Source organism: Lelliottia amnigena (assembly GCF_019047465.1).
Lineage (GTDB): Bacteria > Pseudomonadota > Gammaproteobacteria > Enterobacterales > Enterobacteriaceae > Enterobacter > Enterobacter amnigenus.
Window position 1 is genome coordinate 783497 of record NZ_CP077236.1, and the last position, 24192, is coordinate 807688.

Sequence of the window (24192 nt, forward strand, 5' to 3'; positions counted from 1 at the left end):
ACAACCGGATAGCTCACTATCCGATACCGTCTCAGGATCTGATAATATCGTCCTGTCGGAGCAGGTCTAATAATTGGCTTACTAAATTTGTTACCAATTGTTGACCATCCAGGTGAATCTCTGGCGATTCAGGCGCTTCGTAAACCGCATCAATCCCCGTGAAATTCTTCAGTTCTCCGGCACGCGCCTTTTTGTACAGCCCTTTCGGATCGCGCGTTTCGCAGATCGCCAGCGGCGTATCGACGAAGACTTCAACAAACCGATTCTCTCCGACGCGCTCGCGCACCATCTGGCGTTCCGCGCGGTGCGGTGAAATAAACGCCGTGAGCACCACCAGCCCCGCATCGGCCATCAGGCTCGCCACTTCACCGACGCGGCGAATGTTCTCTTTCCGGTCGTCATCGCTGAACCCCAAATCGCTGCACAGGCCATGGCGCACGTTGTCGCCGTCCAGCAGATAGGTGCTTACGCCGGCATGATGCAGAGCCTCTTCCAGCGCGCCCGCAACCGTCGACTTACCGGAGCCTGAAAGCCCGGTAAACCACAGTACAACCCCACGGTGACCGTGGAGTTGTTCGCGCTGAGCGACCGTCACCGGATGAGGATGCCAGACGACGTTCTCATCATGCTCCGCCATCACTTGCCTCCCAGCAGATCGCGCGCGCCCCAGTGCGGGAAGTGCTTGCGTACCAGGGCATTCAGCTCCAGTTCAAACGCGCTGAATTCTGACGGCGTCGCGTTGGCCTGCAGATGTGGTTCGTTCACCAGCCCTGCGCCCACGGTGACGTTCGTCAGCCTGTCGATAAAGATCAGACCACCGGTGACCGGATTGTGCTGGTATTTATCCAGCACCAGCGGTTCGTCAAAGGTGAAATCCACCAGGCCAATGCCGTTCAGCGGCAATTCGTCCGCCTTATGCTGCGCCAGACTGTTGATGTCCACCTGATACTGAATACCGTCTACGCGTGCTCGCGTTTTCTTACCTGCGATTTTAACGTCGTAGCTCTGGCCCGCAGTCAGCGGTTGCTCCGCCATCCACACCACGTCCAGCGACGCGCTTTGCACGGCAGGGACGCTTTCCTCAGCATCCAGCAGCAGATCGCCACGGCTGATATCAATCTCATCTTTCAGTACCAGCGTCACCGCTTCACCGGCACCCGCTTCCTGCAAGTCACCGTCAAAAGTGACAATGCGGGTAATCGCCGATTCCACGCCTGACGGCAGGACTTTGACGCGCTGGCCGACCTTCACCGTGCCAGACGCGATCGTGCCGGAGAAACCACGGAAATCGAGGTTCGGACGGTTCACGTATTGCACCGGGAAACGCATCGGCTGGTTTTCCACCACGCGCTGTATTTCGACGGTTTCAAGCACTTCCAGCAGCGTTGGGCCGCTGTACCACGGCATATTGGCGCTCTGAGAAGCGACGTTATCCCCTTCCAGCGCCGAAAGCGGTACAAAGCGGATATCCAGATGACCAGGTAACTGCTCGGCAAACGTCAGGTAGCTCTGGCGAATCGCTTCGAACGCCTCTTCGCTGAAGTTCACCAGATCCATTTTGTTAACCGCAACGACCAGATGTTTGATCCCTAACAGCGTAGAGATAAAGCTGTGGCGGCGCGTTTGATCGAGCACGCCTTTGCGCGCATCCATCAGCAGAATCGCCAGTTCACAGGTTGAGGCCCCGGTCGCCATGTTACGGGTGTACTGTTCGTGGCCTGGAGTATCGGCAATGATAAATTTGCGCTTCTCGGTGGAGAAGTAGCGATACGCCACGTCAATGGTAATGCCCTGCTCGCGCTCAGCCTGAAGGCCGTCCACCAGCAATGCCAGGTCGAGCTTTTCGCCCTGCGTGCCGTGACGCTTGCTGTCGTTATGCAGCGAGGAGAGTTGGTCTTCGTAAATCTGACGGGTGTCATGCAGCAGACGCCCAATCAACGTGCTTTTGCCGTCATCAACGCTGCCGCAGGTCAGAAAACGCAGCAGGCTCTTGTGCTGCTGAGCGTGCAGATAGGCTTCGACGCCGCCCTCATCAGCAATTTGTTGTGCAATCGTATTGTTCATGGCGGCTCCTTAGAAATAACCCTGGCGTTTCTTCAGCTCCATTGAGCCGGCCTGGTCGCGGTCAATGACGCGCCCCTGCCGCTCGCTGGTGGTGGAGACCAACATCTCTTCGATGATCTCCGGCAGCGTTTGCGCGTTTGACTCCACCGCGCCGGTCAGCGGCCAGCAGCCGAGGGTACGGAAACGCACCATCTGATTTTTGATCTCTTCGCCAGGCTGCAAATCAATACGATCGTCATCGATCATCATCAGCATACCGTCGCGCTCCAGCACCGGGCGTTCTGCCGCCAGATACAGCGGAACAATGTCGATATTTTCCAGATAGATGTACTGCCAGATATCCAGCTCGGTCCAGTTGGAGAGCGGGAACACGCGGATGCTTTCGCCTTTGTTAATCTGACCGTTGTAGTTGTGCCACAGCTCAGGGCGCTGATTTTTTGGGTCCCAGCGATGGAAGCGATCGCGGAAAGAGTAAATACGCTCTTTGGCACGCGATTTTTCTTCATCGCGGCGCGCGCCGCCAAATGCAGCATCAAAGCCGTATTTGTTCAGCGCCTGCTTTAGCCCTTCGGTTTTCATGATGTCGGTATGCTTACCGCTGCCGTGCACAAAGGGATTGATCCCCATCGCCACGCCTTCCGGGTTTTTATGCACCAGCAGTTCGCAGCCGTAGGCCTTAGCCGTACGGTCGCGGAATTCGTACATCTCACGGAATTTCCAGCCGGTATCCACATGCAGCAGCGGGAAAGGCAGTGTGCCCGGATAAAACGCTTTACGCGCCAAATGCAGCATCACGCTGGAGTCTTTCCCGATGGAATACATCATCACGGGATTGGAGAATTCGGCAGCCACCTCGCGGATGATATGAATGCTTTCTGCTTCGAGTTGCCGCAGGTGGGTAAGTCGTTTTTGGTCCATAACCGTTCCTTATTCTCCCGCCACATTCAGGGCGGGCATGGGGGCATTTTTGGCAAGATGTTCACGGTATTAACGGTGTCGGTCATAAGCCCCAGACGGGCTTTGATACAGACGGACAGTGCGCGATGTGACAACTCACTCACAAACAGGAATAGTGGGACTATAGGGGGCGACTCAGGGTGAATGAAATTACGAATTGGAATGAGTAGTTACTCAATGGAATAACGACCTGGAAAAGCTCATATCAAAAAGTGCTTAACACGCGGAATATCGGGCGTTTAAGAGCAAATGAAATTGTGTAAGCGCGATCACAGTTTCATACTAGGCGAGTTAAAATTAGCTCCGATTTTTAAGGACTCACTATGTTTTCCGCAATGCGCCACCGTATCGCTGCCCTGGCGTTCGGCGTTTGCTTTATTCTTCCGGCTCACGCAACAGCAAACTCTTTCGGTGAAATCGCCTCAACACAGGCGCGCCACATCGCCACCGTTTTTCCGGGAAGGATGACCGGCACGCCAGCAGAAATGCTCTCCGCTGATTATCTGCGCCAACAGTTTGCCGACATGGGCTACCAGAGCGATATCCGCGCCTTTCACAGCCGATACATTTATACCTCGCGCAACAACAGTAAAAACTGGCACAACGTGACGGGCAGTACGGTCATTGCTGCGCATGAAGGTAAAACGGCGCAGCAGATTATCATCATGGCGCACCTGGATACCTTCGCGCCTATGAGCGATGAGGACACCGATCATAATCTCGGCGGCCTGACGCTACAGGGAATGGACGATAACGCAGCAGGTTTGGGCGTCATGCTTGAGCTGGCTGAACGTCTGAAAAATATCCCGACGCACTACGGCATTCGTTTTGTCGCCACCAGCGGCGAAGAAGAGGGCAAACTCGGCGCGGAAAACCTGCTTAACCGTATGAGCGCGGCTGAAAAGAAAAATACCCTGCTGGTGATTAATCTCGATAACCTGATCGTGGGTGACAAACTCTATTTCAACAGCGGCAAGACGACGCCAAACTCGGTACGCAAGCTCACGCGCGATCGCGCACTGGCGATTGCGCGTGGTCAGGGCATTCAGGCGGCGATTAATCCAGGACGCAACCCGAATTACCCAAAAGGCACGGGGTGTTGTACCGACGGTGAAACGTTTGATAAAGCGGGTATCCCGGTGCTGTACGTCGAAGCGACCAACTGGTCGTTAGGCAAAAAAGATGGGTATCAGCAGCGGGCAAAATCGAAAGCGTTCCCGGACGGCACGAGCTGGCACGACGTGCGACTCGATAACCAACAGTATATTGACGCATCGCTCCCGCAGCGCATAGAGCGCCGCACCCGCGACGTGGTGAAAGTGATGCTACCGCTGGTCAAAGAGTTGGCAAAAGCTGGGAAAGGGTAGCGTAGTCTGATGCCCTCACCCCGCCCCTCTCCCACAGGGAGAGGGAGAAAAGACAGCTTCGTTCTACTCACTCTCCCAGTGAGTGAAGTGAAAAGAGAATTCCGGGTGATTCTCTCTCCCCTTGGGAGACGAGAAAAGACTGCTTCGTGCCAGTCTTTCCCCCAGTGGGAGAAGCGAAAAGAGAGTTCAGGGTGATTCCCTCTCCCCTTGGGAGAGGGCTAGGGTGAGGGAAAAATTATCCCTCGTGCAATCCGCATTCGCGCTTAAGCCCAAAGAATCGCGTCTCTTCTTCCGCCATTCCTGGCTCCCATTTCCGCGTGGTGTGGGTGTCGCCCACAGACAGATAGCCCTGATCCCACAGCGGATGGTATTTCAGCCCATGCTTTTGCAGATACTGATAAACCGTACGATTATCCCAGTCGATAATCGGCAGCACTTTGAACACGCCGCGCTGAATGCCCAACACCGGCAAGCTGGCGCGACTGCCGGACTGCTCGCGACGCAGACCTGCAAACCACGTTTTCACATTCAGCTCTTCGAGCGCCCGATTCATCGGCTCGACTTTGTTGATCTCATTGTATTTCTCAATACCCTCAACGCCCTGCTCCCAGAGTTTGCCGTAGCGTGCTTCCTGCCACGCCGCACTCTGATCTGCGCGATAAACTTTCAGGTTCAGCTTGAGCTTTTCCGCCAGCTCATCAATGAACTGATAGGTTTCAGGGAACAGATAGCCCGTATCCGTAAGGATCACCGGAATATCGGGGCGGATCGTGTTCACCAGGTGCAAACTCACCGCAGCCTGAATACCAAAACTTGATGAGAGCGCATACTCACCTGGCAGATTTTCCAGCGCCCACGCTACGCGTCCTTCGGCATCCAGTTTTTCCAGTTTGGCGTTGGTTTCTGCCAACGCCAGAATGCGTTCCACTTTCGGTAAATCGTTAAGGGCATTCAGATCGAGCAAGGACATAGCAACCTCTCTTTTATTCCCAAAAATCTCTGGCGGGATCGAGCACAGGGCGAATGATGCCCGCACGCACCGTAAAGTCGCCGAAGCCTTCACCCGCTTCACGCTCTTTCGCCCAGCGCCCGACAAGCTCGTCCAATGAATCGAGAATTTCGGGTTCAGTAATGTTTTCACGATACATACGCGGGATACGCGTTCCGCTGCGGTTGCCGCCAAGATGCACGTTGTAACGACCCGGCGCTTTACCCACCAGGCCAAGTTCGGCCAGCAACGCGCGGCCACAGCCGTTCGGGCACCCCGTCACGCGCATCACGATATGCTCATCCGGAATACCGTGTTTCGCCAGTACCGCTTCCACTTTATCGGTGAATGACGGCAGGAAACGCTCAGCTTCTGCCATCGCCAGCGGACAGGTTGGGAATGACACGCAGGCCATTGAGTTCTCGCGCTGCGGCTTAACGCCATCCATCAGCGTATGCTCGCGCGCCAGCTTCTCGATCTTCGCTTTCTGGCTCTCCGGCACGCCGGCGATAATCAGGTTCTGATTCGCAGTGATGCGGAACTCGCCTTTATGAATCTTAGCAATCTCCAGCAGACCCGTTTTCAGCGGACGACCCGGATAATCCAGAATACGGCCGTTTTCGATAAACAGCGTCAGGTGCCATTTATTGTCGATACCTTTCACCCAGCCAATGCGATCGCCGCGACCGGTAAATTCATACGCACGGATAGGCTCAAACGTGATCCCCGCGCGACGTTCGACTTCCGCTTTGAATGTCTCTACGCCGACACGCTCCAGCGTATATTTGGTTTTCGCATTTTTACGATCGGTACGGTTACCCCAGTCGCGCTGCGTGGTGACTACCGCTTCGGCCACGGCCAGCGTGTGCTCCAGCGGGATATAGCCAAATTCGCTCGCCGTGCGGGCGTAGGTTTTCTTGTTGCCGTGTTCGATGGACAACCCCCCCCCCACCAGCAGGTTAAAGCCAACCAGTTTGCCGTTTTCCGCAATCGCCACGAAGTTCATGTCGTTGGCGTGCAGATCGATATCATTCTGCGGCGGAATGACAACCGTGGTTTTGAATTTACGTGGCAGATAGGTCTGACCCAGAATCGGCTCGACATCGGTGGTCGCGACTTTTTCCTGATCGAGCCAGATCTCCGCATACGCGCGGGTGCGCGGCAGCAAATGTTCCGAGATCTTCTTCGCCCATTCATACGCTTCAGCGTGTAACTCTGACTCATACGGGTTAGAGGTACATAACACGTTACGGTTCATGTCGTTTGCAGTCGCCAGCGCGTCCAGCCCGACGGAATGCAGCATCTGGTGGACCGGCTTGACGTTCTTTTTCAGAATGCCATGAAACTGAAAAGTCTGGCGGTTGGTCAGACGAATGCTGCCGTAAATCGTGTTGTCATGTGCGAATTTATCAATCGCCTGCCACTGTTTAGTGGTAATAACCCCACCCGGCAGACGGCAGCGCAGCAGCATCGCATGACGCGGCTCCAGCTTTTGTTCAGCACGTTCCGCACGAATATCGCGGTCGTCCTGCTGGTACATACCGTGGAAGCGGATCAGCAGGAAGTTATCACCTTTGAAACCGCCGGTCAGACCGTCGTTTAAATCTTCGGCTATGGTGCCGCGCAGATAGTTGCTATCAACTTTCATGCGCTCGGCATCAGTCAGTTTGCCTTCGACCACCAGTGGGCCGGGGTGTTTTTCGCTCATTAGTAGACATCTCGCTGATAACGGCGCTCTACGCGCAGCTCACTTAAAAATTCATCCGCCGATTCGATATCCATACCACCGAATTCGGCAATCACTTCCAATAAAGCCTGCTCAACGTCTTTCGCCATGCGATTGGCGTCGCCACAGACATAAAGGTGGGCACCATTATTGATCCACGCCCACAGCTCTGCGCCCTGTTCGCGCAGTTTGTCTTGTACGTATATTTTTTGGTTCTGGTCACGTGACCAGGCCAGATCGATGCGGTTCAGCACGCCCTCTTTGACGTAGCGTTGCCACTCCACCTGATAAAGGAAATCTTCCGTAAAGTGTGGATTGCCGAAGAACAGCCAGTTTTTACCAGGCGCTTCCTCGGCTGCACGCTGCTGCATAAACGCGCGGAACGGCGCGATCCCCGTGCCAGGACCAATCATAATGACCGGCGTTTCAGGATTCGCTGGCAGGCGGAAGTTGTCGTTATGCTCAATAAAGACGCGGACTTCGCCCTCTTCTTCAACGCGATCGGCAAGGAAACTCGATGCCCCGCCCGCCCGCGCACGACCTTCGATATCGAAGCGTACGGCGCCCACAGTGATATGCACTTCGCTTTCCACTTCCGCCTGAGACGAAGCAATGGAATAGAGGCGCGGCGTTAACGGGCGCAGCAGACCGACTAAAGCATCGACGTCCAGCTGTGCCGGAGAGAATCGCACCATATCGACAATCGGGGTAGTCGCCGCGTAATGCTGTAGCTTAGCTTTATCGCCCACCAACGGCAGCAGAGTTTCGCTGCGGGTCAGCGTGGCGTAATTCTCGACAATATTGGCGGTGTTTACCGTCAGCTCAAAATGCCACTGTAGCGCTTCGGAAAGCGGCAGCGTTTTGCCTTCGACCGTGACCGGCTCGTCGCCTTTCAGCCACAGCAGTTCAACCAGCTCTTTCACTAATGCAGGATCGTTTTGATACCACACGCCAAGCGCATCGCCCGGCTGGTAACGCAAACCGGAATCACCCAGATCAATTTCGATATGGCGAACGTCTTTTTCAGAGTCGCGACCGGTAATTTTTTGGTTTACGGACAGGCTCGCAACCAGCGGCACTTCTTTGGTGTACGGGCTGGTAGAGACTTCATTGACCGCACCTGAAGCACTGATCGCCGCCTGCGCCGGCGTGTCTTTCGGCACGCGCGCTTTCAGCACATCCACAATGCGTGCGCGCCATTCGGCGGCCGCGGCTTGATACTCAACGTCGGCATCCACGCGATCCAGCAGACGCTCAGCGCCCAGTTCCGCCAGCTTGCTGTCGAAATCTTTACCGGACTGGCAGAAGAACTCATAGGACGTGTCGCCCAGACCAAAGACGGCAAACGCGGTGCCGTCGAGTTTTGGCGCTTTTTTGGAGAACAAGAATTTATGCAGCGCGACCGCTTCTTCAGCGGGTTCGCCTTCGCCCTGCGTAGATGCGACAACCACCACCAGTTTTTCTGACGCGATTTGTTTGAATTTATAATCCCCGGCGTTCACCAGGTTCACGTTCAGTTTGGCGGCGAGCAGATCGTCACGCAGCGCTTCCGCCACGCGACGGGCATTGCCCGTTTGCGAAGCAGAAATAACAGTAATCGCCGGAATTTCAACCGCTGCGGCTGGCGCATTCACGACCGCTCCAGGTTGCTGATTGAGCATTCCCCAGAAATAGCCGGAAACCCAGGCAAGCTGCGTGGGCGAAAAATCAGTGGTGGCCGCCTGAAGGCGCGCCAGTTGCTCCGGGTTCAGAGGAAGCAAATTCGAAGGTGGGGCCTGTGTTGTCATGCGTCGTTATGTTCCAGTAGCAAAGCGGACTTCAAGTAATATGTCCTGAATAGTTCGAGTTGCAGCCAAGCAGCGACAACTGAAGTATGGCGGGCATAAAATCCAAACTGAAGATAAGGTTAACGGCGGGGATAATAACAATTAAAGAAGGGATGGAAATAACAAATAACCAAAAGAACTAACCTGTTTTAGTCATGGTTGTTAACAACAAAACTGGTTAAGCAACCGACTGAAATATAACCATAAAATTCCTTAAATTTGCCCAACGCAACCCCGCAATGGTGGATGGCCGTTTTAGTTAATGATTAAAAATGTGCTTTCCGGTACTATGCGGCGGTTTTTTCCGCACTACTGAGAGCACATGATGTCCACCACATTGTTTAAAGATTTCATCTTCGAAGCCGCCCATCACCTCCCGCATGTCCCGCAAGGGCATAAATGTGGCCGTCTGCACGGACACTCTTTTATGGTGCGTCTTGAGATTACCGGTGAAGTCGATCCACACACTGGCTGGATTATGGACTTCTCCGAACTGAAAGCGGCGTTCAAGCCGACGTACGATCGCCTCGATCACTACTATCTGAATGACATTCCCGGACTGGAAAATCCCACCAGCGAAGTGCTGGCAAAATGGATCTGGGATCAGATGAAACCGCGGGTGCCGCTGTTAAGCTCGGTGATGATCAAAGAGACGTGTACCGCAGGCTGCGTGTATCGCGGAGAGTAAGAAAAAGCCCGGCGAATTAACCGGGCTTTTTTTCAGGCAATATTCAGATACTTATGCGTCTGCATCGACAACCGCCAGTTGCGGGCAATACAGGTTTCAATGCACAGACGCGTCGCATCGTCTTTCTGACTGATCGGCTGCAGGGCAATGATTCGCTGCTTTTCATCGGTCAACGTTGCCAGCAGTTCATCCAGCGCTTCGATATCGCGCACGCGACCAACGGGATGTTTAATCTCATCGGCACGCTCAAGCGCCTGCGAAAGCACATCATAGCCACCGCGCATGTTCACTTTTGGCGATACGGTAACCCAGGTGGTGTGAGAGCAGCGCACTTCGTGCGTACCGCTGGTTTCAATCTGGCAACTGTAGCCGTTCTTTTCCAGCAAATCGGTCAGCGACATAAGGTCGTGAATGCACGGCTCACCGCCGGTGATGACAACGTGGCGCGCTGTCCAGCCCTGACGACCAATAATCGCCAGCAGATCTTCAGCACTCCCGGCTCCCCATTTATCGCTTTCTTTGGTTTTGGCAAGAATGCTAAACAGCGATACTTCCCGATCTGCCAGTTTGTCCCACGTATGTTTGGTATCACACCAGGCACAACCAACCGGGCATCCCTGCAAACGAATAAAAATAGCAGGAACGCCAGTGAAGTAACCCTCGCCTTGCAGGGTTTGGAACATCTCGTTAATCGGGTACTGCATAGTCATCTCACTTTGGGGATAATCGTTAATTATCGCAGATCCCCGCCGATGTTTCATGCCCGATCGGTGCTGTGTGCCTCAATCGCCGCGACGAAACGTGTCGTGATTTGCTGAGGACGCGTAATGGCGCCCCCGACAACAACCGTATGAGCCCCCAGCGCAAGACAGCGCGCAGCACGCTCAGGCGTGTCGACATTGCCTTCAGCCACCACAGGAATACTGACGGCAGCCACCACGTCTCGTAAAAATTCACAGTCATTTTCAGGAAGCGAATGGCCCTGTGTTTCCGCCGTATAGCCGTATAGCGTGGTGCCCACGCAGTCAAACCCCAGCGCTTGCGCCGTTTTCGCTTCCGCAAGGGTGGCGATATCGGCCATTAACAGCACCGACGGATAGCGGGACCGGATTTTCCCCACCAACGACTCCAGCGTTTCGCCATCCGGACGCGGTCGGGCGGTGGCGTCCAGCGCGATAATTTCCGGATTCACCGTCATCAGTTCATCGATCTCCTTGAGCGTAGCGGTAATAAAGACCTCGCTGCCCGGATAATCTCGCTTAATGATGCCAATCACCGGCAGCGACACCTGCTGTTTAATGGCAGCGATATCTACCACGCTGTTGGCCCGAATCGCTACCGCGCCACCTTGCGCTGCGGCCAGCGCCATGCGCGACATAATGAATGGGCTATGCAGCGGTTCGTTTTCCAGCGCCTGACAGGAGACGATTAATTTGCCTTTCAATACATCCAGTACAGTTTTCTTCACGATAAAATCTCTTCCACTTCGTTTTTGATAATGGTGACATGCGGGCCGTAAATCACCTGGACGCCGTTACCGCGGACGATTACACCGCGTGCACCAGTGGCTTTCAGCGCGGCCTCATTAACCTTTCCGCCATCCTTGACCGTCACACGTAACCGCGTCGCACAGCAGTCCACCTCGTCCAGATTGTCTTTGCCGCCCAGCCCTGCAATCACCGCCGCCGCGCGTTCACTTTGCGGGAGGGTGCTTTCGACCACCGCCTCTTTTTCGCGCCCCGGCGTGGCATAGCCAAAACGCGTGATCATGAAGCGGAAGGTGAAGTAATAGAGGAAGAACCACGGCACGCCGACCAGCGGGACATACATCCAGTTCGTTTTGGCCTCGCCTTGCAGAACGCCAAACAGAATGAAATCGATAAAACCACCGGAGAACGTCTGGCCAATGGTGATATGCAGAATGTGGGCGAGCATAAATGCCAGTCCATCGAATAAAGCGTGGATGACATAAAGCACCGGTGCCACGAACAGGAACGAGAACTCAATCGGCTCGGTAATTCCTGTCAGGAAAGAGGTCAACGCTGCGGAAATTAACAGCCCCGCCACGCGCTTTTTATTCTCGGGTTTGGCGGTGTGATACATCGCCAGACACGCCCCGATCAGGCCAAACATCATGGTGATAAAGCGCCCGGACATGAAGCGTGACGTGCCGAGGTAAAACTGTTGGGTATTCGGGTCAGCCAGTTGCGCAAAGAAGATCCGCTGCGTGCCTTCGACCAGATGACCGTTCACGATCTCACTGCCGCCCAGCGCCGTCGTCCAGAAAGGCAGATAGAAAATATGGTGCAAACCGAACGGGCCTAGCATGCGCAGGATAAAACCATACAGCAGTGTGCCGAGATAACCCGTGGCATCCACCAGGCCGCCCAGTCCAAAAATCAGTTTCTGAAAGTGCGGCCATACGACCGTCATCGCCGCGCCGACGACGATGGCGGCGAGGGAGCTGATAATCGGCACAAAGCGTGAGCCGCCGAAGAAGCCGAGGAACTGCGGCAATGCGATTTTATTGAACCGGTGATGCAGAGTGCAGGTGACAAGACCAATCACCACGCCACCAAAGACGCCGGTCTCCAGCGTCTGAATGCCAAGCGTCATTCCCTGCCCTACGGCACCGGGATTTTCCAGCGCGAGCTTGCCGGTCAGAATCAGCAAGGCATTGATGGTGGCATTCATCACCAGAAACGCGAGCAATGCTGCAAGCCCAGCCGTGCCTTTGTCCGTTTTCGCCAGACCAACCGCGACGCCAACCGCAAACAGCACCGACAGGTTTGCAAAAACAATCGAACCCGCGCTGCTCATAATGGTGAAAATGGCCTGCAGCCAGCCGATATCCAGAAACGGATAGGCCGTAAGCGTGTTCGGATTTGATAACGCGCCGCCAATACCTAATAGTAAACCCGCCGCAGGCAACACGGCGATGGGTAACATAAACGACTTACCAAAACGCTGGGCTTTTTCAAACCACACGCCTGATGAGGCACCACTGAACATTTGCATCATGATTTTCACTCTCTCTTTAATTGATGAAAATTTTTACCACATTAAGTTTATAAAATGAAAATTATCATCAAAAAAGCGGAGAGGGATCATACTTTTTTAAAATGACTGGCATCTTTCCCCCGCTTTCCGCCACACTAGCGCTAGAAAAACGCATCAAGGACCAGGCATGTCAGAAAATGAAAACCTGCTGCTCAGGCTGCGCCAAGGCGTCTCTGGATACAGTCCTACGCAGCAAAAGTTAGGATCGTTTATCCTCAACGATCCTTCGAAAGTGCTTTACCTGACGATTACCGAGCTGGCGCGTGAAAGCGACACCAGCGAAGCGAGCGTGACGCGGCTATGCCGTACGCTAGGGTGTAAGGGATATACCGAATTTAAAATGGCGCTGGCGCTGGATGTTAAGCGTGAGCATGTACCCGTAAAGAAAGGCGATGAGATTGACGAAATCGTCGAAGAGTCGATTCTGGCGCTACAGGATACTTCTCGTCTGCTCGACCGGGAAATTTTGTTAAAAGCCGCTCAGGCATTACATCAGTCGCGCTCCATATACATCTATGGCGTGGCGGCAAGCGCCATTATCGGTGATTATCTGCACTACAAATTGCTTCGTCTCGGCAAGTCGGCACAGCTATTTAGCGATATGCATCGTGCTTCGATGAATGCGACGACCTTAACGTCTGACGATCTGGTGGTGGCCATTTCGAGTTCCGGCTCGACGCGGGATCTTTTGCACGTCGTAAAACTCGCGCGAAAACGTGGCGCGCAGGTGCTGGCGTTGAGCAATACCCCGCGCAGTCCGCTGACATCATTGAGCGATATATTGCTGGTGGCTGCAAAGCCAGAAGGCCCGCTCAGCGCCGGGGCGCTGAATGCCAAAGTCGGCGTGATGCTGCTTGTAGAGCTTCTGGCAATGACTTTGATTTCACTGGACGATCGATACGGTGATGCCAGTCAGCAAACGGCCAGCGCGACGCTTCCGCTACTGTTGTAACGCAGGCATAAAAAAACCCGCCGAAGCGGGTTTTTCTTTAAATCGAAAGTTCAGTATTACTGACCTTTGATCTCTTTACGACCGTTGTACGGTGCTTTTTCGCCCAGCGCTTCTTCGATACGAATCAGCTGGTTGTATTTAGCAACGCGGTCAGAACGGCTCATAGAACCGGTTTTGATCTGGCCAGCAGCGGTACCAACAGCCAGGTCAGCGATGGTAGCGTCTTCAGTTTCGCCTGAACGGTGAGAGATAACGGCAGTGTAGCCAGCGTCTTTCGCCATTTTGATCGCAGCCAGAGTTTCGGTCAGAGAACCGATCTGGTTGAATTTGATCAGGATGGAGTTAACGATGCCTTTTTCGATACCTTCTTTCAGGATCTTGGTGTTGGTTACGAACAGATCGTCACCAACCAGCTGGATTTTGTCGCCCAGAACTTTAGTCTGGTATGCAAAACCGTCCCAGTCAGATTCGTCCAGACCGTCTTCGATAGACACGATTGGGTACTGTTTGGTCAAATCTTCCAGGAAGTGAGTGAACTCTTCAGAGGTGAAGGCTTTGTTGCCTTCGCCAGCCAGAACGTATTTACCGTCTTTGTAGAATTCAGATGCTGCACAGTCCATCGCCAGAGTGATGTCGGTGCCCAGCTCGTAACCTGCAGCTTTAACCGCTTCAGCGATAACAGCCAGTGCTTCTGCGTTGGAACCCAGGTTTGGCGCATAGCCACCTTCGTCACCAACAGCAGTGTTCATACCTTTAGCTTTCAGAACTTTAGCCAGGTTATGGAACACTTCAGAACCCATACGAACCGCTTCTTTCAGGGATTTCGCGCCAACTGGCTGAATCATGAATTCCTGAATATCAACGTTGTTGTCCGCGTGCTCACCACCGTTGATGATGTTCATCATCGGAACCGGCATGGAGTATTTGCCTGGGGTGCCGTTCAGCTCAGCGATGTGTTCGAACAGCGCCTGACCTTTAGAAGCAGCAGCAGCTTTAGCGGTTGCCAGAGACACAGCCAGGATTGCGTTCGCACCGAAGTTAGATTTGTTTTCAGTACCGTCCAGATCGATCATGATCTTGTCGATGCCAGCCTGGTCTTTGGCATCTTTGCCAATAACAGCCTGAGCGATTGGGCCGTTAACCGCGCCAACAGCTTTCAGTACGCCTTTGCCCATGAAGCGGGATTTGTCGCCATCGCGCAGTTCCAGCGCTTCGCGGGAACCAGTAGAAGCACCTGACGGCGCAGCAGCCATACCAACGAAACCACCTTCAAGGTGAACTTCAGCTTCTACGGTAGGGTTACCACGGGAGTCGATGATTTCACGACCGATGACTTTAACAATTTTGGACATTAGATTTTCCTCAGTACAAGTTAAACTAAAACTCCAGACAAACAACGCGTACTCAAGGTACGCGTTGTCGTTCTAACTTTTTTTACTTCGCCTGACGCTTCTGGTACTCGCTGGCGGCTTTTACGAAGCCTGCAAACAGCGGATGCCCATCACGCGGCGTTGAAGTAAATTCCGGGTGGAATTGACAAGCAACAAACCAAGGATGGTTTGGCACTTCAATGATCTCGACTAACTGATCATCTCCGGAACGGCCCGCAATACGCAGACCCGCAGCTTCAATTTGTTTCAGCAGCATGTTGTTGACTTCGTAGCGGTGACGATGGCGCTCGGTAATGGTCGTCGAGCCATACATCTTGCGAACCAGACTGTCTTCAGAAACCTGACAAGCCTGTGCGCCAAGACGCATCGTGCCACCCAGATCGCTCTTCTCGGTACGAACTTCGACGTTACCGTCTTCATCGCGCCATTCGGTGATAAGCGCCACAACAGGGTACTTACAGTCTGGCACAAATTCCGTAGAGTTCGCGTTTTCCATACCCACGACGTTACGGGCAAACTCAATCAACGCAACCTGCATACCCAGGCAAATGCCAAGGTAAGGAATATTATTTTCACGCGCAAAGCGTGCGGTGGCGATCTTGCCTTCTACTCCACGGTAGCCGAAGCCGCCAGGGATCAGAATAGCATCCAGATCTTTCAGAATTTCGACGCCACGCGTTTCAACATCCTGCGAATCAATCAGCTTGATGTTAACAGTGACGCGATTCTTAAGACCACCGTGTTTCAGCGCTTCGATAACTGACTTATAGGCGTCTGGCAGTTCAATGTACTTGCCAACCATACCGATAGTCACTTCGCCTGCCGGATTCGCTTCTTCGTAAATAACTTGTTCCCATTCGGACAAGTTAGCTTCAGGAACGTTCAAGCTGAATCGTTTACAAATATAATCGTCCAGCCCCTGTGATTTCAACAGGCCCGGGATTTTATAAATGGAATCGACGTCTTTTAGAGAAATTACAGCCTTTTCAGCAACGTTACAGAACAATGCAATTTTCGCACGTTCGTTGGCTGGAACGGCACGATCGGAACGGCAAATCAGGATATCCGGCTGGATACCGATAGAGAGCAGTTCTTTCACGGAGTGCTGAGTCGGTTTGGTTTTCACTTCACCGGCAGCAGCCATGTACGGCACCAGCGTCAGGTGCATAAACAGCGCGTGTTCACGGCCAATATCTACCGCCAGCTGACGAATTGCTTCCAGGAATGGCAGCGATTCGATATCACCGACTGTACCGCCAATTTCAACCAGCACAACGTCGTGGCCTTCGCCACCGGCAACGATGCGCTCTTTGATTGCATTAGTGATATGCGGGATAACCTGAACGGTTGCGCCTAAGTAGTCGCCACGGCGCTCTTTACGCAGAACGTCGGAGTAGATACGACCCGTAGTGAAGTTGTTGCGGCGACTCATCTTGGTGCGAATGAAGCGCTCGTAGTGACCTAAGTCCAGATCGGTTTCAGCGCCGTCTTCGGTAACGAACACTTCGCCGTGCTGGATTGGGCTCATGGTGCCTGGATCAACGTTGATGTACGGATCCAATTTCATCATGGTCACATTGAGGCCACGGGCTTCAAGAATGGCCGCGAGAGAGGCTGCGGCAATGCCTTTACCCAGAGAGGATACAACCCCGCCGGTCACAAAAATATAGTTCGTTGTCATGCTGAACCTGAGAAGTTAGGTTGGAATGATGGAATAACCAGGACGGGAAAGTAGTATACCCGAACACGGCGAGTGCCACAAACTTTCATTCTCCGTCTCCTGACTCAGGCTTTGACAAACATAGGGAGTGAGAAAATAGCCGCTTTTGGTTAATTGTTTTTGACGCAAATCAAGCGCTTGTCATTTAAAAAATCACACAAATTGCGCTTGATCGCAAAAATTCGTTAGAGATCATGTTCCTGGCGTTTTACTTCCTGCCACACCTCTTCCATCAAATCGAGGTCAACACCGGTCATTTCCAGGCCACGAGCGGCGACAATACGCTCAACCTCGCGGAAGCGGCGCTCAAATTTCAGGTTGGCTTTTTGCAGCGCGGTCTCCGCTTTCACGCCTAAATGACGAGATAAATTTACCGTAGCAAACAGCAGATCGCCCATCTCCTCTTCCAGTTTGGCTTCATCGACTACAGCCTGTTTAGCTTCGTGCATGACTTCATCGATTTCTTCATGCACTTTGTCCAGCACAGGTCCTAATGAGGTCCAGTCAAAGCCCACGGTTGAGCAACGCTTTTGAATTTTATGGGCGCGCATTAAGGCAGGCAGGTTCAGCGGAATATCATCCAGCGCGGAATGCTGTGATTTTTCAGCACGTTCAGCACTTTTGATTTGCTCCCAACGGGCCAGCACTTCGGTGCTGTTGTTTGCCGTTGCCTCTCCAAAAATGTGCGGATGACGACGCTCAAGTTTGTCACTGATGGCCGCGCAAATATCGTCAAAATCGAAACGCGCTTCTTCCTGAGCCATTTGCGCGTAAAACACCACCTGGAACAGCAAATCGCCCAGCTCACCGCGCAGATCGTCAAAATCTTCACGCGAAATAGCGTCCAGCACTTCGTAGGTTTCTTCGAGGGTGTAGGGCGCGATAGTGGCGAAAGTCTGCTCTTTGTCCCACGGGCAGCCGTTTTCCGGGTCACGCAGGCGTTTCATTATGCCGAGCAGGCGGTCGATTTGGGTCATGAGGAGTTCCTGGTAAAAATGAGAAACGCCGGGCGGCGATGACGCCTTACCCGGCTGGTATAAAGAGGATTAACCGCCGTGCAGACGACGGGCGTCAATCACATCAGGCACCTGATTCAGTTTGCCCAGCACGCGGCCCAGCACCTGCAGGTTGTAGATTTCGATTGTCATATCGATGGTGGCGAGCTGCTCGCGCGTGTCGCTGCGGCTGGCCACGCCCAGTACGTTGACCTTCTCGTTGGCAAGAATTGTGGTGATGTCACGCAGCAAACCGCTACGGTCATTGGCGGTGACGCGCACCACCAGCGAGTAACCCGCGGAATAGCTTTCGCCCCACACCGCATCCACGATGCGTTCTGGCGCATGAGATTGCAGCTCAGCCAACTGGTCACAGTCCGAACGGTGAATCGAGATCCCCCGACCCTGAGTAATAAAGCCGACAATCTCATCGCCGGGAATCGGCTGGCAGCAGCGGGCAATATGGTGCATCAGGTTGCCGACGCCCTCAACCACCACGCGGCCATTGTCTTTACTGCGATGTGGCGGCGTGTAGGTCTTCTGCTGAAGCTGTTTCAGCGCAGCCGCATCCTGTTCAGCCGCGCTCGGCTTATTGAACGTCGACTGCAGGAAATTCACCATCTGGTTGAGACGAATATCGCCCCCGCCAATGGCCGCCAACAGCTCATCCATTTCGTTGAAGTTGTAGCGCGGCAGCAGGTGTTTTTCCGCTTCTTTCAGGTTGATGCCTAAATGTTCCAGCTCATCGTCCAGGATCTGGCGACCCGCGATGATATTTTTGTCGCGATCTTGTTTGCGGAACCAGGCATGGATTTTGGAACGGCCACGGCTGGTGGTGACATAACCCAGGTTCGGGTTCAGCCAGTCGCGGCTTGGATTCGGCTGTTTCTGGGTGATGATTTCTATCTGATCACCCATCTGGAGCTGATAAGTAAACGGCACGATACGGCCGCCAATCTTCGCGCCGATGCAGCGATGCCCCACATCGCTGTGGATGTGGTAAGCAAAATCGAGCGGCGTTGAACCTGTCGGCAGGTCAACAACGTCCCCTTTTGGCGTAAAGACATACACCCGGTCGTCGAAGACCTGGCTGCGCACTTCGTCGAGCAATTCGCCCGAATCGGCCATCTCTTCTTGCCAGGCGATAAGCTTACGTAGCCAGGCAATACGATCTTCATGGCCGGTACGCGTTCCGGTGGACGGACCTTCTTTGTATTTCCAGTGTGCCGCGACGCCCAGTTCGGCGTCTTCATGCATCTGTTTGGTACGAATCTGAATTTCAACCGTTTTGCCGCCAGGCCCCAGCACAACAGTGTGAATGGACTGATAGCCGTTCGGCTTTGGATTGGCGACATAATCGTCAAACTCATCCGGTAAATGACGGAAGTGAGTATGCACTATCCCCAGCGCGGCGTAGCAGTCCTGCAAACGATCGGCGACGATACGCACCGCACGCACATCAAACAGCTCATCAAAGGCAAGATGCTTTTTCTGCATTTTGCGCCAGATACTGTAGATGTGTTTCGGTCGGCCATATACCTCTGCGCGCACGTTTTCTTCTTTCATTGCCTGACGTAATCCGCCGACGAACTCGTCAATATAGTGCTCGCGATCGATACGGCGTTCGTGCAGCAGTTTGGCAATGCGTTTGTATTCCGCAGGGTGCAGATAGCGGAAGCAGTAATCCTCAAGCTCCCATTTCAGCTGTCCGATGCCTAAACGGTTAGCGAGAGGTGCATAGATATTGGTGCACTCTTTTGCCGCCAGGACGCGCTCATCTTCAGGCGCATCTTTCACTTCACGCAGATGGGCAACGCGTTCGGCCAGCTTAATGACGACACAGCGGAAATCATCCACCATCGCCAGCAGCATGCGGCGAACGTTATCAACCTGTTCGGAAGAGACCGAATCCGTGTGAGCCGCCTTAAGCTGACGAATGGCGGCCATATCCCGCACGCCATGTATTAATTCAACAACGGATTTCCCTACGCTCTCACGCAGCACGTCCTCGCTGACCACGTCGGCATCCGCAAGGGGGAACAGCAATGCGGCCTGCAGCGTTTCGATATCCATGTTCAACATGGAGAGGATTTCGACCATCTCGATGCCGCGCCATAACAGCAAATCAGCATCAGCATGGCCCTGCGTCGTGCGCAGACAATAGGCCCAGGTTTCGGTTAAGCGTTCACACGACTGCTGGCTGGAAATCCCCAGACTTGCGATCCATTTTTGTGGGTCAAACTCACCAGCTTTGTTGAGATGTGCACTTCTTACCGCAACCATCGTCCTCTCCTTTAGGGACAAGGGCCTGTCGAATTCGACAAGCCGAAACTAATCACTAGAGCTGAAACAACACCATAGATTCCAGGTGCCCAGTGTGCGGGAACATATCCAGCATTGCCAGACGCTGAATCTGGTAACCCGCACTTAATAATGCCTCGCTGTCCCGCGCCAATGTCGCTGGGTTACAGGAAACATAGACCACGCGTTTTGGCGCGAGTTTAATTATATGCTGCATTACGCCAGACGCACCTGCGCGTGCGGGATCGAGCAAAATTTTGTCGAAACCGTGCTTCGCCCAGGGTTGTTGAGTGACATCCTCTTCGAGGTTTTCGTGAAAAAATGTCACATTTTCCAACGTGTTATGACGCGCGTTTTGCTGCCCTTTTTCGACCAGCGCATTGACGCCTTCTACACCGACTACGCTTGCCGCGCGTTGCGCCAGTGGCAGCGTAAAATTCCCCATGCCGCAAAACAGGTCGAGTACCCGATCATCAGGCTGAACATCAAGCCACTCAATCGCTTTCGCAACCATCTGCTGGTTAACACCGTCGTTCACCTGAATAAAATCTCGCGGACTGAACGTTAAGCGTAGTCCGTCAGAAAGATACCAAGGCGCGTCACCTGAGACGCGCTCAAGTATCTCGCTTTGCGGCGCGAGAAAAAGCGTCAGTTCATGAGAATGCGAAAAGCGTTCCAGTTTTTCGCGATCCTGAGCGGAAAGTGGCGCAGTGTGGCGCAGCACCATCAGTGGCCCATTATCAGCAAGGACCAGTTCAACATGTCCAAGCGCACGCACGCCCTGCAAATCGGAAAGGCAGTTGCGCAAATGCGGGAGCAATGCTTCAAGATGGGGCACCAAAACGGGGCACTGCTTCACATCCACGATGTCATTCGAGGCCGCTTTGCGAAAACCCATCGCCAGTTTCTGCGTTTTTGGTTCATAGCTCAGGCTTAGACGCGCCCGGCGGCGATATCCCCAGGGCTGCCCGGAGATAATCTCATTAACGTCATGCTTCATCAGACGCGCCAACGCAGTGCTTTTGCTGCTCTGTTGTAGCGCAACGCTTGCATGTTGCTGCTGGCAGCCACCGCACACGCCAAAATGCGGGCAGCGTGGCGTAACGCGTTCAGGGCTATCATTAAGGCGACGTTTTACCTGACCGCGCGAATACTTGCTTTTGTCTTCCGTCAGGGTGACTTCGGCGCGTTCATTCGGTAATAATCCAGAAATAAACAACGCTTTGCCGTTATGACGCGCAACGCCCTGACCAAACGGGTCCAGGTCTGTGGCTTCAACAGTTATGATCTGACGCGTCGTCACGCGTCGCTTTGCAGAGTAGAATTGCGCCATCGCCGAGAATTTTCTCAAATAAACATAATGACCCTAATTGTCCCATAACGGAACGCCATGACCAACTACAGCCTGCGCGCGCGCATGATGATTTTGATTCTCGCCCCGACCGTCCTGATCGGTTTGCTGTTGAGCATCTTCTTTGTTGTGCACCGTTACAATGACTTGCAGCGTCAACTGGAAGATGCGGGAGCCAGCATCATCGAACCGCTGGCGGTGTCGAGTGAGTACGGCATGAATCTGCAAAACCGTGATTCTCTCGGGCAGCTCATCAGCGTGCTGCATCGCCGTCATTCAGAGATCGTGCGGGCGATTTCCGTGTATGACGAAAATAATCGTCTGTTCGTCACCTCTAATTTTCATCTCGATCCCAGCGAGCTGAAAATCGCCGAGGGCATGCCCTTCCCGCGTCAACTGACCGTGATAAGGCGTGGCGATATTATGATTCTGCGTACACCGATTTTATCGGAGAGCTATTCGCCGGATGAATCAGCCGTATCAGACGCCAAGGCCAGTAAGAATATGTTGGGATATGTGGCGCTGGAGTTGGATCTCAAGTCAGTGCGGCTCCAGCAGTACAAAGAAATATTTATCTCCAGCGTGATGATGCTGTTTTGTATCGGGATTGCGCTCATTTTCGGCTGGCGTTTAATGCGCGACGTCACCAGTCCCATTCGTAATATGGTGAATACCGTTGACCGCATCCGCCGTGGGCAACTCGACAGTCGTGTCGAAGGATTTATGCTCGGCGAGCTGGATATGCTGAAAAATGGCATTAACTCGATGGCGATGTCGCTGGCGGCCTATCACGAAGAGATGCAGCATAACGTCGATCAGGCCACCTCGGATCTGCGCGAAACCCTTGAGCAAATGGAGATACAGAACGTCGAGCTGGATTTAGCGAAAAAACGCGCCCAGGAAGCCGCCCGTATTAAGTCAGAATTCCTCGCCAATATGTCCCACGAGCTGCGCACGCCGCTGAACGGAGTGATTGGCTTTACGCGCCTGACGCTTAAATCTGAGCTCAATCCCACCCAACGCGATCATCTGCATACCATTGAACGCTCGGCCAATAATCTGCTGGCGATCATTAACGACGTGCTTGATTTCTCCAAACTGGAAGCGGGCAAACTGATCCTCGAAAGCATTCCCTTCCCGCTGCGTAGCACCCTGGATGAAATTGTGACCTTACTCGCGCACTCCTCGCACGACAAAGGTCTTGAGCTGACGCTGAACATCAAAAATGATGTGCCGGACAATGTCATTGGCGATCCGCTGCGCCTTCAGCAGGTGATCACTAATCTGGTGGGGAACGCGATTAAATTTACCGAAAACGGAAACATTGACGTTCTGGTCGAAAAACGCGCGATCAGCAATAACAAAGTGCAGATTGAGGTGCAGATCCGCGATACCGGCATTGGGATCCCTGAACGCGATCAGTCGCGACTGTTCCAGGCTTTCCGCCAGGCGGATGCCAGTATTTCCCGTCGCCACGGTGGGACGGGATTGGGTCTGGTGATTACCCAAAAACTGCTTAAAGAGATGGGTGGGGATATCTCCTTCCACAGCCAGCCCAATCGCGGCTCGACGTTCTGGTTCCATATCAGTCTCGACCTGAATCCCAACGTGGTGACCGATGGCCCAGTGACGAACTGCCTGCGCGGCATGCGTCTGGCCTATGTCGAACCGAATGCCGCAGCGGCCCAAAGTACGCTGGATGTGCTCAGCACTACACCGCTGGAGGTCATTTACAGCCCAACGTTCTCAGCCCTCGCGGTCGATCATTACGACATTTTGCTGATGGGCATTCCGGTCACCTTTACGGGCGAACTGACGATGCAGCAGGAGCGACTGGCGAAAGCCGCTTCCATGACCGATTACCTGCTTCTGGCGCTGCCTTGCCACGCGCAGCTGAACGCGGAAGAGCTAAAAAATGACGGAGCGGCTGCCTGTCTGTTAAAACCGCTGACCGCAACACGTCTGTTGCCCGCGCTGACCGAATATTGCCGCATCAATCATCATGCGCTCCCCGTGGCCCATGATGATCACAAACTGCCGATGAGCGTTATGGCTGTCGATGACAATCCGGCAAACCTGAAGCTCATCGGGGTATTGCTTGAAGATCAGGTGCAGCACGTTGAGTTATGCACTAGCGGCGCACAGGCCGTGGAACATGCGAAACAGATGCAATTCGATTTGATTCTGATGGATATTCAGATGCCGGACATGGATGGCATTCGCGCCTGCGAGTTGATTCGCCAGCTCCCGCATCAGCAGCAAACTCCGGTGATTGCAGTGACGGCTCATGCCATGGCGGGGCAAAAAGAGAAGCTGTTGAGTGCCGGAATGAATGATTATCTGGCGAAACCGATCGACGAAGAGAAGCTGCACAGCCTGCTGTTACGCTATAAGCCCGGCCTCGTGGGGGGAGCCAACATTGCCCCATCAGAACCCGTGGAGATGAACGTTAATCCCAATACCACGCTCGACTGGCAGTTGGCGCTGCATCAGGCGGCGGGGAAACCCGACTTAGCTCGAGAGATGCTGCAAATGCTGATCGCCTTCCTGCCGGAAATCCGCAATAAAGTGGAAGAACAGCTGGTTGGTGAAAATCCGGAAGACCTGCTGGAGGCCATTCATAAACTGCACGGCAGTTGCAGCTACAGCGGCGTGCCACGCCTGAAAAGTCTTTGCCAGTTACTTGAGCAGCAGCTGCGTTCCGGTACGCCTGAGTCAGAGCTGGAGCCAGAATTTCTCGAATTGTTGGATGAAATGGATAACGTCACCCGCGAAGCGAGAAAAATGCTGGGATAAGAAAATCAGG

18 protein-coding genes are annotated in these 24192 nt (G+C 53.6%); 4 read left to right on the top strand and 14 right to left on the bottom strand.

Features of this window, described 5'->3' with window-relative positions; translation table 11 throughout:
• Positions 1-31: 31 nt before the first annotated feature.
• Genes cysC through cysD form a run of 3 tightly spaced genes read right to left on the bottom strand, consistent with a single transcriptional unit; the run spans position 32 to position 2982 of the window.
• A complete protein-coding gene (cysC, locus tag I6L74_RS03690) occupies positions 32-637 on the bottom strand; it encodes an adenylyl-sulfate kinase (protein WP_059177678.1) in 606 nt (201 codons plus the stop codon).
• On the bottom strand, positions 637-2064 hold the full coding sequence (gene cysN / locus I6L74_RS03695; RefSeq protein WP_059177677.1) for a sulfate adenylyltransferase subunit CysN: 1428 nt from the start codon (positions 2062-2064) through the stop codon (positions 637-639). Before cysN ends, cysC begins: the two co-directional genes overlap by 1 nt.
• A gap of 9 nt (positions 2065-2073) precedes the next feature.
• On the bottom strand, positions 2074-2982 hold the full coding sequence (gene cysD / locus I6L74_RS03700; RefSeq protein WP_015960216.1) for a sulfate adenylyltransferase subunit CysD: 909 nt from the start codon (positions 2980-2982) through the stop codon (positions 2074-2076).
• A gap of 362 nt (positions 2983-3344) precedes the next feature.
• On the opposite strand from cysD, the gene I6L74_RS03705 reads away from it, so the two are divergent.
• Positions 3345-4388: an aminopeptidase gene (locus I6L74_RS03705; protein ID WP_059177676.1), complete on the top strand. Its 1044-nt coding sequence runs from the start codon at positions 3345-3347 to the stop codon at positions 4386-4388.
• Between the two features lie 235 nt (positions 4389-4623).
• Here the strand turns inward: I6L74_RS03705 and cysH are convergent, their stop codons facing one another.
• The 3 genes from cysH to cysJ are packed head-to-tail and all read right to left on the bottom strand — an operon-like array spanning position 4624 to position 8889.
• A complete protein-coding gene (gene cysH / locus I6L74_RS03710) occupies positions 4624-5358 on the bottom strand; it encodes a phosphoadenosine phosphosulfate reductase (protein WP_059177675.1) in 735 nt (244 codons plus the stop codon).
• 13 nt (positions 5359-5371) lie between these two features.
• On the bottom strand, positions 5372-7084 hold the full coding sequence (cysI, locus tag I6L74_RS03715; protein WP_015960219.1) for an assimilatory sulfite reductase (NADPH) hemoprotein subunit: 1713 nt from the start codon (positions 7082-7084) through the stop codon (positions 5372-5374).
• On the bottom strand, positions 7084-8889 hold the full coding sequence (gene cysJ / locus I6L74_RS03720; protein ID WP_059177674.1) for an NADPH-dependent assimilatory sulfite reductase flavoprotein subunit: 1806 nt from the start codon (positions 8887-8889) through the stop codon (positions 7084-7086). The genes cysI and cysJ overlap by 1 nt, the downstream gene beginning before the upstream one ends.
• A gap of 361 nt (positions 8890-9250) precedes the next feature.
• Here cysJ and queD point away from each other — a divergent pair, with 361 nt between their 5' ends.
• The gene (queD, locus tag I6L74_RS03725) at positions 9251-9616 is read left to right on the top strand and encodes a 6-carboxytetrahydropterin synthase QueD (RefSeq protein WP_096759542.1); all 366 of its coding nucleotides are present in this window, start codon (positions 9251-9253) and stop codon (positions 9614-9616) included.
• 32 nt (positions 9617-9648) lie between these two features.
• Here queD and queE read toward each other — a convergent pair whose 3' ends face one another.
• The 3 genes from queE to I6L74_RS03740 are packed head-to-tail and all read right to left on the bottom strand — an operon-like array spanning position 9649 to position 12637.
• On the bottom strand, positions 9649-10320 hold the full coding sequence (gene queE, locus I6L74_RS03730; RefSeq protein ID WP_059177673.1) for a 7-carboxy-7-deazaguanine synthase QueE: 672 nt from the start codon (positions 10318-10320) through the stop codon (positions 9649-9651).
• A gap of 53 nt (positions 10321-10373) precedes the next feature.
• Positions 10374-11084, bottom strand: a complete 711-nt coding sequence (locus I6L74_RS03735; protein WP_059177672.1) for an N-acetylmannosamine-6-phosphate 2-epimerase — start codon at positions 11082-11084, stop codon at positions 10374-10376.
• On the bottom strand, positions 11081-12637 hold the full coding sequence (locus I6L74_RS03740; protein ID WP_059177671.1) for a PTS transporter subunit EIIC: 1557 nt from the start codon (positions 12635-12637) through the stop codon (positions 11081-11083). The genes I6L74_RS03735 and I6L74_RS03740 overlap by 4 nt, the downstream gene beginning before the upstream one ends.
• Before the next feature lie 166 nt (positions 12638-12803).
• On the opposite strand from I6L74_RS03740, the gene I6L74_RS03745 reads away from it, so the two are divergent.
• Positions 12804-13628 (top strand): MurR/RpiR family transcriptional regulator, encoded by an 825-nt coding sequence (locus I6L74_RS03745; RefSeq protein WP_059177670.1) that lies wholly within the window; start codon positions 12804-12806, stop codon positions 13626-13628.
• 56 nt (positions 13629-13684) lie between these two features.
• Here I6L74_RS03745 and eno read toward each other — a convergent pair whose 3' ends face one another.
• The 5 genes from eno to rlmD form a co-directional block, all read right to left on the bottom strand.
• The gene (gene eno / locus I6L74_RS03750; RefSeq protein ID WP_059177669.1) at positions 13685-14980 is read right to left on the bottom strand and encodes a phosphopyruvate hydratase; all 1296 of its coding nucleotides are present in this window, start codon (positions 14978-14980) and stop codon (positions 13685-13687) included.
• A gap of 82 nt (positions 14981-15062) precedes the next feature.
• Positions 15063-16700, bottom strand: coding sequence for a glutamine hydrolyzing CTP synthase (pyrG, locus tag I6L74_RS03755; protein WP_015960227.1), 1638 nt, complete (start codon positions 16698-16700; stop codon positions 15063-15065).
• Positions 16701-16924: 224 nt separating this feature from the next.
• On the bottom strand, positions 16925-17716 hold the full coding sequence (mazG, locus tag I6L74_RS03760) for a nucleoside triphosphate pyrophosphohydrolase (RefSeq protein ID WP_059177668.1): 792 nt from the start codon (positions 17714-17716) through the stop codon (positions 16925-16927).
• A gap of 69 nt (positions 17717-17785) precedes the next feature.
• Positions 17786-20017: a GTP diphosphokinase gene (gene relA, locus I6L74_RS03765; protein ID WP_059177667.1), complete on the bottom strand. Its 2232-nt coding sequence runs from the start codon at positions 20015-20017 to the stop codon at positions 17786-17788.
• A gap of 55 nt (positions 20018-20072) precedes the next feature.
• The gene (rlmD, locus tag I6L74_RS03770; RefSeq protein WP_059177666.1) at positions 20073-21368 is read right to left on the bottom strand and encodes a 23S rRNA (uracil(1939)-C(5))-methyltransferase RlmD; all 1296 of its coding nucleotides are present in this window, start codon (positions 21366-21368) and stop codon (positions 20073-20075) included.
• A 57-nt stretch (positions 21369-21425) separates the two neighbouring features.
• Here rlmD and barA point away from each other — a divergent pair, with 57 nt between their 5' ends.
• Complete coding sequence (gene barA, locus I6L74_RS03775) at positions 21426-24182, top strand: two-component sensor histidine kinase BarA (protein ID WP_059177665.1); 2757 nt, start codon at positions 21426-21428, stop codon at positions 24180-24182.
• Positions 24183-24192 lie beyond the last annotated feature (10 nt).